The sequence below is a fragment of the Paraburkholderia sp. BR10954 genome (assembly GCF_040965775.1).
In the GTDB taxonomy this organism is placed as follows: domain Bacteria; phylum Pseudomonadota; class Gammaproteobacteria; order Burkholderiales; family Burkholderiaceae; genus Paraburkholderia; species Paraburkholderia youngii.
In genome coordinates, this window is the sequence record NZ_JBFRCK010000007.1 from 49,863 (window position 1) to 66,916 (window position 17,054).

At 64.3% G+C, this 17,054-nt stretch carries 19 protein-coding genes; 14 read left to right on the forward strand and 5 right to left on the reverse strand.

Features of this window, described 5'->3' with window-relative positions; all coding sequences use genetic code 11:
- Positions 1 to 210 precede the first annotated feature (210 nt).
- Positions 211 to 1,431 carry a CaiB/BaiF CoA-transferase family protein gene (locus AB4Y34_RS12865; protein ID WP_176380433.1) on the forward strand — a complete coding sequence of 407 codons (1,221 nt, stop codon included), beginning with the start codon at positions 211 to 213 and terminating at the stop codon, positions 1,429 to 1,431.
- Between the two features lie 18 nt (positions 1,432 to 1,449).
- On the opposite strand, the gene AB4Y34_RS12870 is transcribed toward AB4Y34_RS12865, so the two are convergent.
- Both AB4Y34_RS12870 and ggt read right to left on the reverse strand, forming a co-directional pair.
- Entirely contained in the window at positions 1,450 to 2,010 is a 561-nt protein-coding gene (locus AB4Y34_RS12870; protein WP_176380393.1) for an alpha/beta hydrolase, read from the reverse strand.
- A gap of 55 nt (positions 2,011 to 2,065) precedes the next feature.
- A complete protein-coding gene (gene ggt / locus AB4Y34_RS12875) occupies positions 2,066 to 3,874 on the reverse strand; it encodes a gamma-glutamyltransferase (RefSeq protein ID WP_368716233.1) in 1,809 nt (602 codons plus the stop codon).
- Positions 3,875 to 4,222: 348 nt separating this feature from the next.
- Here ggt and AB4Y34_RS12880 point away from each other — a divergent pair, with 348 nt between their 5' ends.
- The gene (locus tag AB4Y34_RS12880) at positions 4,223 to 5,947 is read left to right on the forward strand and encodes a glutamine--tRNA ligase/YqeY domain fusion protein (RefSeq protein ID WP_176366067.1); all 1,725 of its coding nucleotides are present in this window, start codon (positions 4,223 to 4,225) and stop codon (positions 5,945 to 5,947) included.
- A 179-nt stretch (positions 5,948 to 6,126) separates the two neighbouring features.
- Positions 6,127 to 7,041, forward strand: a complete 915-nt coding sequence (locus AB4Y34_RS12885; RefSeq protein WP_368716234.1) for a transporter substrate-binding domain-containing protein — start codon at positions 6,127 to 6,129, stop codon at positions 7,039 to 7,041.
- A 16-nt stretch (positions 7,042 to 7,057) separates the two neighbouring features.
- Here AB4Y34_RS12885 and AB4Y34_RS12890 read toward each other — a convergent pair whose 3' ends face one another.
- From AB4Y34_RS12890 to AB4Y34_RS12900, 3 genes are all read right to left on the reverse strand, one after another.
- On the reverse strand, positions 7,058 to 7,507 hold the full coding sequence (locus AB4Y34_RS12890; RefSeq protein WP_176380390.1) for an NUDIX hydrolase: 450 nt from the start codon (positions 7,505 to 7,507) through the stop codon (positions 7,058 to 7,060).
- Positions 7,504 to 7,887, reverse strand: a complete 384-nt coding sequence (locus AB4Y34_RS12895) for a hypothetical protein (protein ID WP_368716235.1) — start codon at positions 7,885 to 7,887, stop codon at positions 7,504 to 7,506. Before AB4Y34_RS12895 ends, AB4Y34_RS12890 begins: the two co-directional genes overlap by 4 nt.
- Positions 7,888 to 8,008: 121 nt before the next feature.
- A complete protein-coding gene (locus tag AB4Y34_RS12900; RefSeq protein WP_368716236.1) occupies positions 8,009 to 9,574 on the reverse strand; it encodes a methyl-accepting chemotaxis protein in 1,566 nt (521 codons plus the stop codon).
- 439 nt (positions 9,575 to 10,013) lie between these two features.
- Between AB4Y34_RS12900 and AB4Y34_RS12905 the strand changes: the two genes are divergently transcribed.
- From AB4Y34_RS12905 to AB4Y34_RS12955, 11 genes are all read left to right on the forward strand, one after another.
- Positions 10,014 to 11,381 carry a tyrosine-type recombinase/integrase gene (locus AB4Y34_RS12905; protein ID WP_368716237.1) on the forward strand — a complete coding sequence of 456 codons (1,368 nt, stop codon included), beginning with the start codon at positions 10,014 to 10,016 and terminating at the stop codon, positions 11,379 to 11,381.
- Positions 11,382 to 11,458: 77 nt separating this feature from the next.
- Positions 11,459 to 12,349, forward strand: coding sequence for a hypothetical protein (locus AB4Y34_RS12910; RefSeq protein ID WP_368716238.1), 891 nt, complete (start codon positions 11,459 to 11,461; stop codon positions 12,347 to 12,349).
- A gap of 90 nt (positions 12,350 to 12,439) precedes the next feature.
- Positions 12,440 to 12,712: a helix-turn-helix domain-containing protein gene (locus tag AB4Y34_RS12915; protein ID WP_368716239.1), complete on the forward strand. Its 273-nt coding sequence runs from the start codon at positions 12,440 to 12,442 to the stop codon at positions 12,710 to 12,712.
- 3 nt (positions 12,713 to 12,715) lie between these two features.
- Positions 12,716 to 12,853 carry a hypothetical protein gene (locus AB4Y34_RS12920; protein ID WP_368716240.1) on the forward strand — a complete coding sequence of 46 codons (138 nt, stop codon included), beginning with the start codon at positions 12,716 to 12,718 and terminating at the stop codon, positions 12,851 to 12,853.
- Positions 12,853 to 13,761 carry a hypothetical protein gene (locus AB4Y34_RS12925; RefSeq protein WP_368716241.1) on the forward strand — a complete coding sequence of 303 codons (909 nt, stop codon included), beginning with the start codon at positions 12,853 to 12,855 and terminating at the stop codon, positions 13,759 to 13,761. The genes AB4Y34_RS12920 and AB4Y34_RS12925 overlap by 1 nt, the downstream gene beginning before the upstream one ends.
- 49 nt (positions 13,762 to 13,810) lie before the next feature.
- The gene (locus AB4Y34_RS12930) at positions 13,811 to 14,692 is read left to right on the forward strand and encodes a hypothetical protein (protein WP_368716242.1); all 882 of its coding nucleotides are present in this window, start codon (positions 13,811 to 13,813) and stop codon (positions 14,690 to 14,692) included.
- Entirely contained in the window at positions 14,689 to 15,132 is a 444-nt protein-coding gene (locus AB4Y34_RS12935) for a hypothetical protein (RefSeq protein WP_368716243.1), read from the forward strand. The genes AB4Y34_RS12930 and AB4Y34_RS12935 overlap by 4 nt, the downstream gene beginning before the upstream one ends.
- Positions 15,133 to 15,152: 20 nt before the next feature.
- Complete coding sequence (locus AB4Y34_RS12940) at positions 15,153 to 15,896, forward strand: hypothetical protein (protein WP_368716244.1); 744 nt, start codon at positions 15,153 to 15,155, stop codon at positions 15,894 to 15,896.
- A gap of 17 nt (positions 15,897 to 15,913) precedes the next feature.
- Complete coding sequence (locus tag AB4Y34_RS12945; protein WP_368716245.1) at positions 15,914 to 16,258, forward strand: hypothetical protein; 345 nt, start codon at positions 15,914 to 15,916, stop codon at positions 16,256 to 16,258.
- A gap of 16 nt (positions 16,259 to 16,274) precedes the next feature.
- Positions 16,275 to 16,457, forward strand: a complete 183-nt coding sequence (locus AB4Y34_RS12950; protein ID WP_368716246.1) for a hypothetical protein — start codon at positions 16,275 to 16,277, stop codon at positions 16,455 to 16,457.
- A 138-nt stretch (positions 16,458 to 16,595) separates the two neighbouring features.
- Entirely contained in the window at positions 16,596 to 17,012 is a 417-nt protein-coding gene (locus AB4Y34_RS12955) for a hypothetical protein (protein WP_368716247.1), read from the forward strand.
- The last annotated feature ends 42 nt before the right edge of the window (positions 17,013 to 17,054 follow it).

The following is a 17,054-nucleotide window of genomic DNA, read 5'->3' on the forward strand; positions in this document are numbered from 1 at the left end:
GCACTGCGCGCCGGCGTGCTGGCCATCCGGCCAGCACGGCATGCGCCCGCTGCGACGCTCGCGTGTCCGATCGTCCGAACGGCGCTATGACGTTCGGCTGACTGCGCCCGCGAGCGGGAATCGCTTAAGATGACTTCCACGAAACTTCGCGCGAAATGGCGCATGGCGGCTCGCCGCGCGGCCCGCAACCATCAGGAGACATTCAGGAATATGGGCGCTCTCAGTCACATCCGCGTGCTGGATCTCACCCGCGTGCTCGCCGGTCCGTGGTGCGCGCAGACGCTCGCCGATTTCGGCGCCGACGTCATCAAGATCGAACGCCCCGAGGTCGGCGACGACACGCGCCACTGGGGGCCGCCGTATCTGCGGACGCCGGACGGCGCGGACACGCGCGAAGCCGCCTACTATCTCGCGGCGAACCGCAACAAGCGCTCGGTCACGCTCGACATCGCGTCGCCCGAGGGCCAGAGGATCGTGCGCGAACTGGCAGCGCAAAGCGACGTCGTGCTCGAAAACTACAAGGTCGGCCAGTTGAAGAAATACGGCCTCGACTACGAATCGCTCAAAGCGGTGAAGCCCGACCTGATCTACTGCTCGGTCACGGGCTTCGGGCAAACCGGGCCGTATGCGCAGCGCGCGGGTTATGACTTCATCGTGCAGGGCATCGGCGGCTTCATGAGCATTACCGGTGAGCGCGACGGCCAGCCGGGCGGCGGCCCGCAAAAGGCCGGCGTCGCGATCGCCGACCTGATGACCGGCATGTACTCGACGATCGCCGTGCTGACCGCGCTCACGCACCGCGACCGCACGGGCGAAGGCCAGTACATCGACATGGCGCTGCTCGACGTGCAGGTCGCGATGCTCGCCAACATGAACTCGAACTACCTCGCGAGCGGCCAGCCGCCAATGCGCTGGGGCAACGCGCATCCGAACATCGTGCCCTACCAGACCTTCCAGACGAGCGATGGCTGGATCATCGTCGCGGTCGGCAATGACGGACAGTTCCGCAAGTTCGTCGAGGTGGGCGGCCGCCCTGAACTCGCCGACGACGATCGTTTCGCGACCAACCCCGCGCGCGTGCGCAACCGCGAACTGCTCGTGCCGATGCTCGCGGACATGGTCCGTCTGCAGGGCAAGCAGCAATGGATCGCGGCGCTCGAAGCGGCCGGCGTGCCGTGCGGGCCGATCAATAATCTCGACGAAGTGTTCGACAACGAGCAGGTGGTCGCGCGCGGTCTTCAGGTGGCTCTGCCGCATCCGTCGGGCGGCACGGTCAAGCTCGTGCGCAATCCGATCAACATGACCGGCACGCCGCCGCAGGCGCTGAGCCATCCGCCGCTGCTCGGCGAGCATACCGAGCTTGTGCTGCGCGACCTGCTCGGATACGACGCGCAGACGATTGCGGAGTTGAAGCGAAAAGCGGTGATCTGACCAACGAGGCGGCGAGACTCAGCGCGCACGCGTTAGCGAAGCCAGCCAGCCCCGCCCCTCGGCCCAATCGCCGAGGCCGCTATCGGCGTTGATGTGGCCGCGCGCGCCGATGCCGATCCAGCGGCTGCCCCACGCGCTCGCGCAGGTTTGTGAAAACGGCACGCCGCCATACGGATCGTCGCTGCTCGCCACGACGATCGTCGCAAACGGCAGGCGCTCGAGCGGCACCGGCGCAAAGCCGGTCGCGTCGCGCGGGAAATGCGCTTCGGCCGGATCGGGCACGGCGACCAGCAGCGCGCCGGCCACTTTCGCGAGTTGCGCCGCGCTCGCGTACTGCGAGGCCCAGAACGCCGTGGTCAGACAGCCGAGACTGTGAGCGGCGAACACGACCGGCGCGTCCAGGGAATCGAGCGTGGCGGCCAGCGTGCGGCACCAGGCGTCGCGCGAAGGGTGGTCCCAGTCCGGCATCCGCACGCGGACGAACGCGGGATCGAGCGCTTGCCAGCGCGTTTGCCAGTGGCCTGGGCCGGAGTCCAGGTAGCCCGGCAGTACTAGTTTGGTTGGTTCTTGTTCGGTCATCGTGCTTCCCCGTGTTCGGCTTATGGCCCGCTCGCGGGATCGCGCGGCGGGGCGTCTACCGTATCACGCGTGCCACGCCGGCACCACGGGGATCGCTCGCTGGCTCGGGCGTCGCGCCGTTCACGCGGATCATCTGCACGTCGCCGTTGAACGGCTGCTGCTCGACCGTATAGCCGAGCTCCTTCAATTGCGTGGCGAGCTCATCCGGCGCGGGATGGTACGGCTCGAAGTAGATCGTCTTTTGCGGCAGCAGCTGATGATGGAAACGCATGGCGGCGAGCGCGTCCGTCGGCGACATCTCGAAGTCGGATAGATTCGTCATCACCTGGAAGATCGTCGTCAGGATGCGCGAGCCGCCGGGCGTGCCGATCGCCAGCGCGATCTTGCCGTCCTTCAGCAGCAGCGTGGGCGTCATCGACGAAATCGGGCGGCGGCCCGGCGCGATCATGTTCGGCTCGGCATCGGCATCTGCGGCGCCGGATGCCGAGGCCGCGCCCGACGCGCCCGCCGCCCCGGCGCCGGCCGGCTTGATCAGGAAATCGTCCATCGCATCGTTCAACAGGAACCCGCCGCCGTCCACCACGACGCCCGAGCCGAAATCGCCGTTCAGCGTGTAGCTGTTCGACACCGCGTTGCCCCACTTATCGACCACCGAGAAATGCGTGGTTTGCGCCTTCTCCGTCGCCGCGGCGCCGTCGACTCCAGCCTTCTCCGGGGCCGCTCCGGGCGCTTCGCCGGCTTTGACTTCGGCCGCGCGCTGCGCGAGGTAGGCGTCGTCGATCAGCTTCGCGACCGGTACCGGCGATGCGTCCGGGTCGCCGATATAGCGCTGCCGGTCGGCGAATACCCGATCCTCGATCTGCGCGATCAGATGGATGTACGGCGCCGAATTCAACGCGAGACCGTCGAACGCCGGCTGCAGAGCGGCCCGCATTTTCAGCAACTGGATCAGCCCGATGCCCCCCGAGCTCGGCGGTGGCGCGGTGATCACGCGGTAGCCGTGCCAGTCGGCCGCGAGCGGCTCGCGCCAGAGTGCCTTGTACTGGCTCAGATCCTGGCTCGTGATCAGGCCGTGGCCGTACATCTGCGCGGCGATCATTTGAGCGGTGCGGCCCTCGTAGAACTCGCGACCGCCATCGCTCGCGATTCGCCCAAGCGTCTGCGCGAGTTCCGGCTGGCGCAGCGTCGCGCCCGCTTTCAGGTTGCCGAAATAGGCGTCGAAATTGGTCTTGCCGGCGAAACTTTTCGCGGCCGCGTCGCGTCGCTGCTGCAGGCGCGGGCCGACCTGGAAGCCGTCGGTCGCGTAATGGATCGCGGGCGCGAGCACCTGCTTCCATTTGAGCTTGCCAAAGCGCCGCTGCGCTTGCCACATACCATCGACAGTGCCCGGCACGGCCGCCGCGCGATGACCGACCGTGCTCATGCCAGGCACCACGTTGCCCTTGTCGTCGAGGTACATGTCGCGGTTCGCCTGCTGCGGCGCGCGCTCGCGATAGTCGAGAAAATACGGCTTGCCGTCGACCAGCAGCGTCATGAAACCGCCGCCGCCGAGGTTGCCCGCATCGGGCCGCGTGACGGCCAGCGTGAAGGCCATCGCGACCGCGGCATCGACCGCGTTGCCGCCTTCGGCGAAGATCTGCTGCGCGGTGTCGGCGCTGTAGCCGTCTGGCGCGGCGACGGCCGACCCATCGAGCGCCGGCTTCGGCGGTGTTTTCGCAGCGGCGGACAGCGGCGCGGCCAGGTTCACGGCCAGCGCGGCAAACCAGGCCGAAGCGAGCACGCGACGAGTACGGCAAGAAGATCGGGCGCTAGCCAAAGCGCGGGCAAAAGGCGCGCGAAACGCGCCGTGCATCGGGATAGACATCCGAGAGAACTCCGGCAACGAGGCGAGCATGGCGCACGAGCAAAGGAGCCTCGTGCAAGCGATGAAGAACAGCGTGGACAGCTCACGCAGTCTGCCCCGCGCGAAGGCCCAGCGCGGGTGCGCGGGCCGCGCGCAGCAGCGCATCCTAAGTCGGCGCGGCGCGCGTCGCCAACCCGTTTTACCTCCTGTTACAGCCCCGCGCGCCTGCCCCGGTGACTACGGCATCCGCGCCAGACCCGCCCCGCCGTTGGCTGCACGCCGCAAGCGCCTGCCGCGAGCGGGCTCGTCAGGTAGAATTGACGGCTAAGCGGGCGCATCACGCGCCCCCACGGACTCTCATCTTCTCGCATGAATACCGAACGCAAAGACGCTGACCGCAACGACGCGCCCGCGGCATCCAATTTCATCCGCAACATCATCGACGACGACAACCGCACCGGCAAATGGAGCCAGCGCGTCGAAACGCGCTTCCCGCCGGAGCCGAACGGCTATCTGCACATCGGTCACGCGAAGAGCATCTGCCTGAACTTCGGCGTCGCGCGCAGCTACGGCGGCGTGTGCCATCTGCGCTTCGACGACACCAATCCGGAGAAGGAAAGCGTCGAGTACGTCGAGTCGATCATCGACTCGGTGCGCTGGCTCGGCTTCGAATGGGAAAAGGACCGCACCGAGCATCTGTACTACGCGAGCGACTACTACGACAAGCTGTACGAGTTCGCCGAGCTGCTGATCCAGCGCGGCAAGGCGTACGTGGATAGTCAGTCGGCCGAGGAAATGCGCGCGAACCGCGGCTCGGCCACCGAAGTCGGCACGCCGTCGCGTTTCCGCGAGCGTTCGGTCGAGGAAAACCTCGACCTGTTCCGCCGCATGAAGGCGGGCGAGTTCAAGGAAGGCGAGCACGTGCTGCGCGCGAAGATCGACATGTCGTCGCCGAACTTCAACATGCGCGACCCGGTCATCTATCGCATCCGCTTCGCGCATCACTACCGTACCGGCGACACCTGGTGCGTGTACCCGATGTACGACTACACGCACTGCATCTCGGACGCGCTCGAAAACATCACGCATTCGCTGTGCACGCTCGAATTCGAAGATCATCGTCCGCTGTACGACTGGATCCTGAACGAGCTCGCCGAAGCCGGCATCTTCAAGCGTCCGTTGCCGCAGCAAATCGAGTTTTCGCGCCTGAACCTGACCTATGCGATCACCAGCAAGCGCAAGCTGCTGCAACTCGTCAACGAAGGCCATGTGGAAGGCTGGGACGACCCGCGCATGCCGACCATCGTCGGCGTGCGTCGGCGCGGTTTCACGCCCGAATCGATCCAGCTGTTCTGCGAGCGCATCGGCGTGACCAAGGTCGACTCGTGGATCGACATGAGCGTCTTTGAAGGCGCGCTGCGCGACGATCTCGACGAGAAGGCGCCGCGCATCGCCGCCGTGCTCGATCCGGTCAAGCTGATCATCGACAATTTCCCCGAACGCCTCACCGAGCCGTGCCACGCACCGGTGCATCCGCATCATCCGGAACAGGGCGTGCGCGAGTTTCCGATTTCTCGCGAGCTGTGGATCGAGCGCGAGGATTTCACGGAAACGCCGCCGAAGGGCTACTTCCGCCTGTTCCCGGGCAACAAGGTGCGCCTGCGCTACGGCTACGTGATCGAATGCACGCACGCGGACAAGGACGAGAACGGCAACATCGTCGCGGTGCACTGCAACTACTTCCCGGACAGCAAATCGGGCACCGAAGGCGCGAACAATTACAAGGTCAAGGGCAACATCCACTGGGTCAGCGCGGCGGCCGCGTGCCCGGCCGAAGTGCGCATCTACGACCGGCTCTTCAAGGAAGCGCAACCGGACGCCGGCGGGCGCGATTTCCTCGAAGCGCTGAATCCGGACTCGAAGCGCGTGGTCCAGGCCTACCTCGAAACCGGCGCGCGCCACGCGCTGCCGGAGCAGCGCTACCAGTTCGAGCGGCACGGCTACTTCGTTGCCGATCGCGTCGATTCGAAGCCGGGTAAGCCCGTATTCAACCGCATCGTCAGTCTGCGCGACAGTTGGGGCAAGCCGGCCTAAGCTCGCGTCAGCGACGGCCCGGCGCTGACGGGCCATCCGGGTTGCAGGATGTTAGATCGATAATCACAGCGCGCTCGCCTGGGCGCGCCGGTCCGGGAGGCCCGATGAAGGTTGCAGGCCGCTGCGGGGAAGGGTCTGAAGGTATGGTTCGGGGCGGACGGGGCCCGCGCGGCTCAGGCATGCCGCATCTCGTGCGCGGCATGCACCGCGTGCTGCTTGCGCTGGCCGCCTGCGGCGTGGTCGCGTTCGCCGGCCCCGCACGCGCGGATGAACTGACCGGCACGCTGAGAAAGATCCACGACGACGGCGTCGTCGTGCTCGGCGTGCGCGAGGCATCGATCCCGTTCTCGTACTTCGACGGCAAGCGCACGGTCGGCTACTCGCAGGCGATCGCGATGCAGATCGTCGATGAAATCAGGAAGACGCTCGGCATGGCGCAGTTGCGGGTTCACGAAATCACGGTGACTTCGTCGAACCGCACGCCGATGCTGCTGAACAATCAGATCGATCTCGAATGCGGCTCGACCACGCACACGGTCGAGCGCGAAAACGTCGCCGCGTTTTCGGACAGCCTGTTTCAGTACGCGGTGCGCATGATCACGCGCAAGAACAGCGGCATCACCGACTTCCCCGATCTGGCCGGCAAGCCGGTCGTGACGACCGCGGGCACGTCCGACGAGCGCCTGCTGCGCAGCCTCAACACCGGGAAGCAGTTGAACATGCGCATCATGAGCGTGCGCGACCATCAGGAAGCCTTCAACGCGATGAAGGACGGCCGCGCGGTGGCGTTCGTGATGGACGAGCCGATCGTCTACGGTTTCAAGGCGACCGACCCGCATCCCGACGATTTCATCGTGACGGGTACGCCGCTCGGCTACGAGGTGTATGCGTGCATGTTCCGCAAGGGCGACGAGCCGTTCCGGGCGCTCGTGAATCGCGTGATCGCGCGCTCGCAGACGTCCGGCGACGCGGAGCGTCTGTACCGGCAGTGGTTCACGCAGCCGATTCCGCCGCGCGGCATCAATGTCAATTTCCCGCTGTCGGAGCAGAACCGCGCGTTGTTCGCGCATCCTAACGACCACGCGCTGGATTGAACGCGGCGCGCGCCGTCTATAGCGACCGGTGCAGTTCCGCGAGCGACAGCGTCGTCTCGAAGAGCCGCGTCAGACTACGGCTCGCATAGTGCGGGACCTCTTCGATCGACGCCCAGCGGTAGTCGTCCATCTCCGGGATCAGCGTGCCGTCCGAGCGGCGCGGAAATAGCGACGTGCAGGTGCACGTGCTCAGATCGAGTTCGCCGGCACTCGCGCGCGCCGCGAACAGATGCAGGTCCTTGTCGCGCCGATAGACGAAGAGGCCGAGATCCTTCAGGCGGCCAGCCTCGAGCGCGATGCCGGTCTCCTCGACCATCTCGCGCAGCGCGGTGACGTGCGGCGCCTCGCCGTCCTCGCCCTGCCCTTTTGGAATATCCCAGTGCGTCGTTTCGGTGGCGTGCGCGAGCAGCACGCGCCCGTCGGGATCGAGCAGCACGACCCCGCACGAGACGATTCGCGGGCTCATCGCTTCTGCAGTTGCCAGGCGCCGCCTATCTTGCAGAAGTTCGGACGCAGGTTCATCGATTGCCCTTTCGCATTGAGTACGACGCCGAGGATACGGCAAGTGCGCCCGCCGTCGGTCGAGGTGCTGTCCATCGTGATGGTCGCGTCGATCTTCACGCTATTGCCGGTGCCGTCGTTGACCCACGTAAAGCTGTCGCCGTCCTTTCTGTCATTGAGCGCGCTCATGACCGCGTGCTTGATCGAGTCGTTGTCGCGCTGCTTCATGTAGGTGATCGGCGTGTCGTTCAGAAAGGCCAGGTTCGCCCCTTGCGCGCCGATCGCCGCGCCGAGCAGCAGGCCTGCGGCACCAAGGCGGAACAGCACACGGGTTCGCGTCGACATGTGGGACTCTCCTTGAAGTGCCCACGGCGCGCACGGGCGCACGCGGTTTTTGGGCTTTTGATCCTGACCTCAAAAGCATAGCATGCGCACTTCTGGAGGCAGCGCGCCATCGACGCGGCCATCAACGCGCGGCGGCCGCCGCCTTCAGGCGGAACGTGCTGACGACGTCGCGCAGCATCTGCGCCTGCTCCTGCATCGACTGCGCGGCGGCCGCCGCCTGCTCGACCATCGCCGCGTTCTGCTGGGTGGTCTCGTCCATCTGCGCGATCGCGAGGTTGACCTGCTCGATGCCGCGGCTCTGCTCGTCCGACGCGGCGGAAATCTCGCTGATGATGTCGGTCACGCGCTTCACCGCATCGACGAGCGAATCCATCGTGCCGCCCGCTTTCTCGACGAGCGCCTTGCCGCTGCCGACGCGCGCGACCGAATCCTCGATCAGCGTCTTGATCTCCTTGGCCGCGTCGGCGCTGCGGCGCGCGAGATTGCGCACCTCGCCCGCGACGACCGCGAAGCCGCGACCCTCCTCACCGGCGCGCGCGGCTTCGACGGCCGCGTTCAGCGCGAGGATGTTGGTCTGGAACGCGATGCTCTCGATCACGCCGATGATATCGACGACGCGCGCCGAACTCGCCGCGATGCTCTGCATATTCGCGACGACGTGCTGCACGGCCTCGCCGCCCTCGCCCGCGAGCTGCGACGCGGAGTGCGCCATGCGGTTGGCCTGCAGCGCGTTGTCGGCGTTCTGCTTGACGGTCGCCGTCAGCTGCTCCATGCTCGCGGCCGTTTCGCCGAGCGACGACGCCTGCTGTTCCGTGCGTGCCGACAGATCGAGATTGCCCGCGGCGATCTCTTCCGCCGCGACCGTGATCGTTTCGGTGCCGCCGCGAATACGCCTGATCGCGTCGGCGAGGCGGCTTTGCATGCGCTGCATCGCGAACAGCATGCTTTCCTGATCGCTGCTGGCCAGTGTGACGGGGCACGACAGATCGCCGTCCGCGATCGTCTCCGCGACGCGCGCCGCGTAAGCGGGCTCGCCGCCGAGACTGCGCTTGACGTTGCGGATGATCAGCACGAGCGCGATGGTGCTGACGCTGCCGATCATGAGGATCGTCAGCAGATAGCGCAGCAGGTCGGCGCGGAACGCCGCGTCGATGTCGTTCACGTAGACGCCCGAAATCAGATACCAGTCCCACGCGGCAAAGCGCTTGACGAAGCTGATCTTCGGCACGTGCTCGTTGTGGCCGGCAACGCGTCCCATGTAATCGACGAAGCCCTGCCCCTGCGCCTGCGCCACCTTGACCATCTCGACGAACAGCAGCTTGCCGTCGGTGTCCGCGTAGTGCGACACGTCCTTGTTGCGCAGATCGGCGAGCACTGGATGCATGATCACGACCGGCGTCGCGGTCGTCACGATCATGTAGCCGCTGCCGGGGTAGCGCATCGTGGACAGGCGGGCGAGCGCCTGCTGGCGCGCCTCATCGGGCGTCAGCTCGTGTTGGTCGGCGCGCTGCGCGTAGTCGGCGACGATGCCGTACGCGCTCTCGACGACGTTCTGCACCGCCGACTTGCGCTCGGCGAGCATCGTCGCGCGCGACTGCCACGCGGCCCAGCCGCCGAGGCCGAGCAGGCCGAGCCACGTGATCAGCAACGCGAGCCAGAGTTTGGTGTTGAGGCTGAGTCGGTTCACGCTGATTCCTCCATCGCGGCGCGTCAAACGGTTCTGTCGAACTAACGGCGTCGCGCGCGATTTCCTGAGTCGGGAAACACCCGAAGCAAGCTCGGCGTCGCGTTCAATGATCCGCGCGAGGGGCGAAAAGACAGCAAAAAGACAAAAAGGGTTACAGGCGCGAGGCCTGTAACCCTTCGATGATTCTGGTACGGCAGGAGGGGCTCGAACCCCCGACCCTCGGCTTAGAAGGCCGAAAAATCTATCATTTCCACACATTGATCGACCTTGATGAAATTCATCAAATAGCTGTTTTTAAATGATTTTTCAAGAAATACGGCATTCCCCTTTGTTGATTGAAATTGCTGATTTGCCATAAAATCTGCCTACACATCGCCTACACAGCATGTACATGATCAACCCTCGGCTTCATGTAAGCCGACGACGAAGGTGAGCAGAAGTGGCAACAATCAGTTTCACAGCCCCACGAGTGGCAGCATTCCAGTGTGAGCCGGGGAAGCGACAAAGCATTCATTGGGACACAGACACCCCGGGTCTCGGGTTACGAGTCACTGCGGGCGGCGCGCGAGCGTACATCTTCGAAAGTCGCCTGCACGGCAAGACCGTGCGCATCACGATCGGCAACGCCAACGCGTGGCCGCTGAAGAAAGCCCGCACCGAGGCAGCGCGCCTCCGCGTGCTGATAGATGACGGCAAAGATCCGCGCGAGCAGAAAGCCGAGCAGCGCGCTGCCCATGAAGCGCGCAAGGCCGAAGATCGCCGACATGAGGCGACGGTGGCGGAGGTATGGGATGAGTATCTGAAGTCGCAGCGCAGCAAATGGAGCAAGCGCCATCACACCGATCACGTCAATCTCGCGCAGGTTGGCGGCGAAAAGAAAAAACGGGGCAAGGGACTGACCGTACCGGGTCCGCTCGCTCCACTTATGAAGCTGAAGCTGTCGGGCCTGACCGCTCAAACGGTGTCCGATTGGCTAAATGCCGAATCGCAGACGCGCCCGACGAACTCCGAACAGGCTTATCGCAAGCTGCGTGCATTCATCCGCTGGTGTGAGGACCGGGAAGAGTACGCGGGCATCATTCAGCAGAGCGCCTATAGTTCCCGGACGGTACGCGAAGCAGTACCGAAAACGAACGCTAAAGATGACTGTCTGCAACGCGAGCAGTTGCCGCTATGGTTCGGCGCCGTGCGCAAGATCGAAAATCCGGTGATATCCACCTACCTGCAAGCCCTGCTGCTTACCGGTGCGCGTCGCGAGGAAATGGCCGCGCTCCGATGGGACGACGTGGATTTTCGCTGGCGCAGCCTTCACGTCGCCGACAAGGTCGAGACGGAGACAGGCCGCGTTATCCCGCTGACGCCATATCTTGCATGGCTGTTGCTCGGACTCAAACGCATCAATGACACGCCCCCCAATGTGCGCCAAACGCGCCGCCTTGAAGCCAGGGGCGAAACGTGGCAGCCGTCACCGTGGGTGTTCGCCAGCAAGACCGCGGCAGATGGCAAGCTGGCCGAACCACGTATTGCGCACCACAAGGCGCTCGACTCGGCGGCACTCCCCCGACTCTCCCTGCACGGCCTGCGCCGCTCATTCGGGACGTTATCGGAATGGGTTGAGGTGCCCGTGGGCGTGGTGGCGCAGATCCAGGGACACAAACCAAGCGCACTGGCGGAGAAGCATTACCGCCGTCGCCCGCTTGATCTGCTGCGTATGTGGCACGACAAGATCGAGGCGTGGATGCTTGGGCAGGCCGGTATCGAATTCGCGCCCGAGCAGGTGGCACCGGGCCTGCATGCCGTGAAATAATCGCCGGAAGCGGCGACGCGCCCCGTTCGCGTGGTGGCGCGCCGCCTGACCTCTACCCGCCTGCAGGGGGCGCGGCAATGGCTGACTCTTATGATCTCACACTGCCCGAGTGGTTGACACTCGCGCAAGCTGCCGAGTGGCTATCCGAGAGAACGCAGAGCGTCAGCCTGAAATGGACAGCAGATTCGCTGCTTGCGACGTTGTGCACGAGCGTGGGGCCGCTTTCGGAAATCCACACCACGCTTCCCCTGTGGCTTGCTCTACCCGGAACCGGTTTTCTGGTCTACAGCCCGTCTGCGGGGCAGGCGCTAGCGCTTGATGAAACACCGTTCATACCCATTACGCACGGCACTGCGCTCTTGCTTCACATGCGAGCATCCATCGAATTCGACGAGGCGCGTGTCAGGTTCGATGGGGATAAAACCGGGCGGTTTGACGCGGGAACGAATCCCGCACCGGCAGTATCTCGCGACTGGCTAGCGGTGCGGGGCTTTGACCTGCTCATGTTCCTTCGCGCTTACGTGGACGTGCAGAAGAAGGTTCAAAACAGGCTTCACGCACCTGCGCCTGATGTCAAAACTGATGAGCGAGGCACAGCGCTCATACCTGCGAACGATGCAGGTGCTGCCTCGGCCAGCGCTACTGAGCAGACCGAGCCAGCATCCGCAGCGGGCACCGTGGTATCGAATCACCGACAACGCGTTTCCCCACTGGCCGCCGAAATTTCCGAAGCCCGGCGACGTGCGGCGGCCCCGCACGACTGGCAATCCGTATGGCATGAATTGCGGGAACTCGCGCTCGGTGAATACGGTCGCTTTACGGGCGAGATTCGCGATGGGGATGGCGCGCTTGGATACATGAAACAGAAAAAAGAGGTGAAGTACTTTACGCCCAACGCCCTGCGCGGACGCTTCTACCGCCAGAGAAATGCACGCCAGCGCACGCCAACGCTCACCAACGCGCGCTAATGCCCGCATCTATCGAAGAACGGAGTATTCCGTCATAACTTAGACATCGTCTCAATCAATGCCCGCCCTGCGCGGGAATGGAAAACGACGATGGATACCCTTCAATCCCCTAGCAAGGTGCGCGCGGCAATCGCGCTGGGTCTGGCTGCGCGCGGCCTTGAACCTGCCCTCACCACCTCGGAAGCCGCCATTGCCCTGGGGTTGCGCGTGCAAACCCTGCACAAGTGGGCCTGTCTGGAAAACGGCCCGATTCGTCCCGTACGAGTGGGCCGCCGCCTGGCGTGGAAAGCCGCAGACGTGCGAGCCTTGATGAACGGCGAGGCCGTTGGGCGCGCCGCGCAGGCCGAAGGTGTGGAGGGCTGACCCATGAACGTCCCGGAAAACAAAAATGGCCGCGTGCGAGGCGGCCATGAATTCCCGATGTATCTCTGCCCCGCCTCGGTGACGGAGCCGCATCAGCTTAAGCCGCAGCAAGCGCGCGCACAAGCACTGCGGGGCGCGTGATGGGACGCGGACTACATGCACTTTCCATCGCGATCATAGACGCGGCCACTGAAATCCTCGCGTCCGTCCAGCCGACTACCGAGCGCTCGGTCTGCTACAAGCTTTTCACGTGCGGCCTGATTGCAAACATGGGCAAGAACGAGACAGCGAAGGTGTCCCGCCTGCTGACGTGGGCACGCGAGAACGGAAGTATTCCGTGGCAATGGATCGTTGACGAAACGCGGCGATCCGAGCGTGTGCCGCAGTGGAAAGACCCTACAAGCCTCATGAATGCCGCTGCGAGTCGATATCGGCGCGACGCATGGCAGGACCAGCCATTTCACATCGAGATCGTCAGCGAGAAGGGAACTATCCGCGGCGTACTCGGTGAAGTACTCGACGAATATGGCGCTTCTTTCAGAGTGCTTCACGGCTTTTCATCAGCGACGACTGCCAACGATATCGCGGCGGCGATCACTGGGCGCAACAAGAGGACCGTGCTACTTTATCTCGGCGATTGGGGCCCGTCCGGCTTGTACATGAGCGTGGTCGATCTGCCCGAGCGGCTCGACCGGTACGGCGGGAACAATGGACTCGTAGCCCAGACATACGGCTACGGCTACACACTTGAGCGTATCGCGCTCACCGAAGCGGACGTGCAATCGGGCGACCTGCCGTCGTTCCCGGCAGACACGAAGAAATCGGACGCGCGCTACAAATGGTTCGCGGCCTGGTACGGCGCGAGGTGCTGGGAACTGGATGCGATGGATTCCAATGCGCTACGCGAGCGCGTGCGCGAGGCGATCGAAAAACATCTGGACCGCGACGCGTGGGAGCATTCGAAGCACATTGAACGCGCCGAGGTCGAGTCCATCGACAACTTCATGATCGAGTGGAAGCGGACCCTTCAGCAGGGACGCCAATCATGACGCCAGTCTATTTTCCGACCTGTCTGCAAATAGCAATCGGAGCTGCACCGTGAGCGCCGGTCGTGTGGTGGATAAGGACCACCCGAGCGCGCGCCGGGCGGCTGAGTTGGTGCTCGACACCTACCCGTTCCCGGATAGCCGTCAGGCCGTGGCGCGCGTGCTCGTAGCATTCATCAAGGATGATAGCTGCATGGTCTGGCCGTCTGCGCTTCGCCTTGCGCACCGCGCGGGTGTGTCTGAGGACACCGTTCAACGCGCGCTCGCTGATTTTGAGCGCACCGGACTTGCCGTGCGTGTTGCTGACTTCGCATGCCCCGTCGATCCTGATGATGATTACACCCGACGCACGGGCGGCACCATCGCCCGGCGCGTGGACATGCACCGTTTGCATGAGCTCTATCCGAGGAATGTCGAGTGGAAGGAATTCCGAGGGCGCGAGCGCAGCAAAAAGCCGAAGCGCAAGGCGACAGTTACCGCACCACGCGGCAACTTCGAAGACACCGAAGTTACCGCACCGGGCGGTAACTCTCGTGCGGATTCCATCACCCGCCGCGATGCGAAGTTACCGCAAGCGGGCAGCGAAGTTACCGCAAGCGGCGAGAAGAGTTACCGCAAGACGGAACCCGAGTTACCGCAGGCAGGCACCGAAGTTACCGCAAAAGGGCAGGCAAGCTACCGCACCATGCGGCACGAGCGTTTAGAGCGTTCTGATGAGCGTCTAGAGCAGCATGAGCGACAGCGTGCTTTGAGCGGCCCTCATGGCCGGGCGAGCCTAGTCGACTTCGCTGCGCGAAGCTCGACCGATGTGGAGGCTGCAAATGGCGCTAAGGATGGAGCGCAAAACCCGGCGACGTGGTCCACCAGATGGACGCATGCAGAAGACATCGAAATTCCCTTCCCGAAGGTTCCGAACACGAGGTTACAACGATGATCGATGCTCTGGTAAGCGGCGTGCTGTCTGCCGATCCGGTCGCCAAAACCACCCGCACCGGCAATCCCTATTGCACATGCCGCGTGCGCGTGCCAACGGGCGAGAGCGAGGCGCTCTTCTGTCTGATGACGGCGTTCGAGGCCACGGCCCGCGACGGGCTGCTCGCGATGCACCGGGGCGATCCGCTGGCGCTCGCGTGCTCACTGAGCATAGGTGTATGGACGCCCGACAGCGGCGACGCGCGGCCCAACGTGCAAGGCACCGTGCACGCGATCCTTTCTCCCTATCACGTGAAGCGCCGCCGCTCGGAAATCGCTAATTCACAGGTCTCGCACGAGGTACGCGCCGAGGCGCAGCGTGCGAGCGGCACGCCACGCGCATCACCGCAGCACGGCGGCAGCGATGCCATCGCTGCCGACTCACTTGATGGCGCGTTCTGACTTATCACCGGAGGCAGATCATGGCAAAACCCAAAGTTGAAACGAGCGAGCTGGACGAAGCGGCGGCCCGTATCCGCTATGCGCGCGGCGAACTCATGCGCCTGCGCGCGGAGCTTGTACGCTGCACCAGTGCAGCAAGCGTGGGTGCGGAGCACAGCGAAGCATTGGAGCGGCTGCGCGAGCAACGGCGGCAGGTGCTCGCGGAGGCGTATGCGGACGGTGGGCCGCCGGGCACTTCGGAGGTCGATGAGGCAATTCATCATCACGAGCAGGCGCATGCTCAAGCCATCGAGGCCGCTGCGATTGCACTCGATGCAGCGGTCGTGCTTCAGGCACGCATCGAGGCGCAACAGGACTTGCTTGAACAGTTGACTGCGGAGTGGCGCGCGGAGGCACAGCAGGCTCTCCTGCAGGCGTTCGATGCGGCAGAAGAGCGGTTTGCATGCGCGCTCGATGTGTTTGCCGGTCCCGTTGCGGAACTCACTGCGCTCGCGAAGGTTTGGCGTGATGTGACTGGCAAACCGATCCCCGCCGATGGCCGTGACGGTTTGCTCGAAGGTCTGCGCAGCGTGGCAGCGCTTCGCGTGGTGTGGACGCATTCCGCGTTGCGGCACAGGGAAGTGGCGGCACGCTTCGCGCCTCAAAGCTATCAGGGCGCGGCTCGCTTTGCGCCCGAATGGCTCACCGACGAAAACTTCGGCGCGTGCGAGATCGGCACATTGCGCGAGCAGCTTCACGTTGATGAAGTACAAGCGTCACAGTAACCAATAGGAGGAGCACCATGCTTACCGACGACGAACTCAGTGTGCTCGGCCTCGTGCCGATAGTCATTGCACGTGGCCGCACGTTACGAGGACCTGTCCACGGCAGCGGCAAACCCGACCCGGACAATCCGCACCGAGTCATCGGTACCCTGTCAAGGACCTACCATCCCGGCGAAGTCGTATGGATCGAGGCCCACGACGTCGAGCGCCTGCGCGGGCTCGGCTTTGTGTTAGACCCTTCGAATCCGGCTGACGCTGAGGCCGTCAATGCTCTTCGCGCGCCACCACCCTTGCCGGATGCGCCGATCTACATCTCGGCGCAGGCAGCGGATGCGCCGCGTGCGATCCGGATTGAAAAGTGACTCTCAGGAGACAACAATGACGAAGAGCACCACGAAGTCGAAATCCTACGCGCACCTGCTGGGCGCGCCGCGCGAAGCACTTGAGGCAATGACACGCGGCGAAGTGCTCGGCCAGAAGCCTTCGGGACATACTGAGGACGAGGCGCGCCAGAAAGCGCGTGAGATCATCGCGGCAGCGAAGCGCACAGGCCACGCATAGGAACTCCCAACATGGACCGCGCGATACATTGGGGGCCTCGTGGGTCCTTCCTGAGCCCATCCACATCGCGGGCATCGCGCGCGCGCGTTTTTCCTGCAACTATGGACCACAAAAAGTTGTCCGCCGGAGCCTGAGACGATGGCCGAAGCCGAACGCCTGAACGTCACGCAGTTCGCGGCGCAGGCGAACGTTGATGAGAAGCAGGTGCGCCGCGCGATCAATCGCGGGCGGCTCAATCGCGGCCCGGACGGCTTGCTCGATGCCGCCCAGCTCAACGCACGCTGGCGCTCGCCGAATGCCCGCACGCGCGAGCGTGTGCCATTGCACGCCACGAACGCCGAACTCGCGGCGGCGACGCTTGAGAAAGAAAAGGCGCTCGCTGCGCTTCGCACGCTTGAACTTGAGCAGAAGTCCGGTGCGCTCATCCAGCTCGACGTGGCGCAACGCGTTATGTTCGAAGCTGCCCGAACGGAGCGCGACGCGTGGCTGAACTGGCCTGCACGCGTGAGTCCGCACCTTGCGGCATCTCTGGGCGTCGACACGGAGGTCATCTGAATGTCCGCTACGCCCTGGTGAGCGGTCCCCTCGTCCGGTCGC

Coding starts and splice junctions, on each gene's coding strand:
- AB4Y34_RS12925 (WP_368716241.1), top strand. CDS start 12,853: ATGGGACGCGGACTACATGCACTTTCCATCGCGATCATAGACGCGGCC.
- AB4Y34_RS12880 (WP_176366067.1), top strand. CDS start 4,223: ATGAATACCGAACGCAAAGACGCTGACCGCAACGACGCGCCCGCGGCA.
- AB4Y34_RS12885 (WP_368716234.1), top strand. CDS start 6,127: ATGCCGCATCTCGTGCGCGGCATGCACCGCGTGCTGCTTGCGCTGGCC.
- AB4Y34_RS12890 (WP_176380390.1), bottom strand. CDS start 7,507: ATGAGCCCGCGAATCGTCTCGTGCGGGGTCGTGCTGCTCGATCCCGAC.
- AB4Y34_RS12895 (WP_368716235.1), bottom strand. CDS start 7,887: ATGTCGACGCGAACCCGTGTGCTGTTCCGCCTTGGTGCCGCAGGCCTG.
- AB4Y34_RS12950 (WP_368716246.1), top strand. CDS start 16,275: ATGACGAAGAGCACCACGAAGTCGAAATCCTACGCGCACCTGCTGGGC.
- AB4Y34_RS12940 (WP_368716244.1), top strand. CDS start 15,153: ATGGCAAAACCCAAAGTTGAAACGAGCGAGCTGGACGAAGCGGCGGCC.
- AB4Y34_RS12935 (WP_368716243.1), top strand. CDS start 14,689: ATGATCGATGCTCTGGTAAGCGGCGTGCTGTCTGCCGATCCGGTCGCC.
- AB4Y34_RS12945 (WP_368716245.1), top strand. CDS start 15,914: ATGCTTACCGACGACGAACTCAGTGTGCTCGGCCTCGTGCCGATAGTC.
- AB4Y34_RS12870 (WP_176380393.1), bottom strand. CDS start 2,010: ATGACCGAACAAGAACCAACCAAACTAGTACTGCCGGGCTACCTGGAC.
- AB4Y34_RS12865 (WP_176380433.1), top strand. CDS start 211: ATGGGCGCTCTCAGTCACATCCGCGTGCTGGATCTCACCCGCGTGCTC.
- AB4Y34_RS12910 (WP_368716238.1), top strand. CDS start 11,459: ATGGCTGACTCTTATGATCTCACACTGCCCGAGTGGTTGACACTCGCG.
- ggt (WP_368716233.1), bottom strand. CDS start 3,874: ATGTCTATCCCGATGCACGGCGCGTTTCGCGCGCCTTTTGCCCGCGCT.
- AB4Y34_RS12955 (WP_368716247.1), top strand. CDS start 16,596: ATGGCCGAAGCCGAACGCCTGAACGTCACGCAGTTCGCGGCGCAGGCG.
- AB4Y34_RS12915 (WP_368716239.1), top strand. CDS start 12,440: ATGGATACCCTTCAATCCCCTAGCAAGGTGCGCGCGGCAATCGCGCTG.
- AB4Y34_RS12920 (WP_368716240.1), top strand. CDS start 12,716: ATGAACGTCCCGGAAAACAAAAATGGCCGCGTGCGAGGCGGCCATGAA.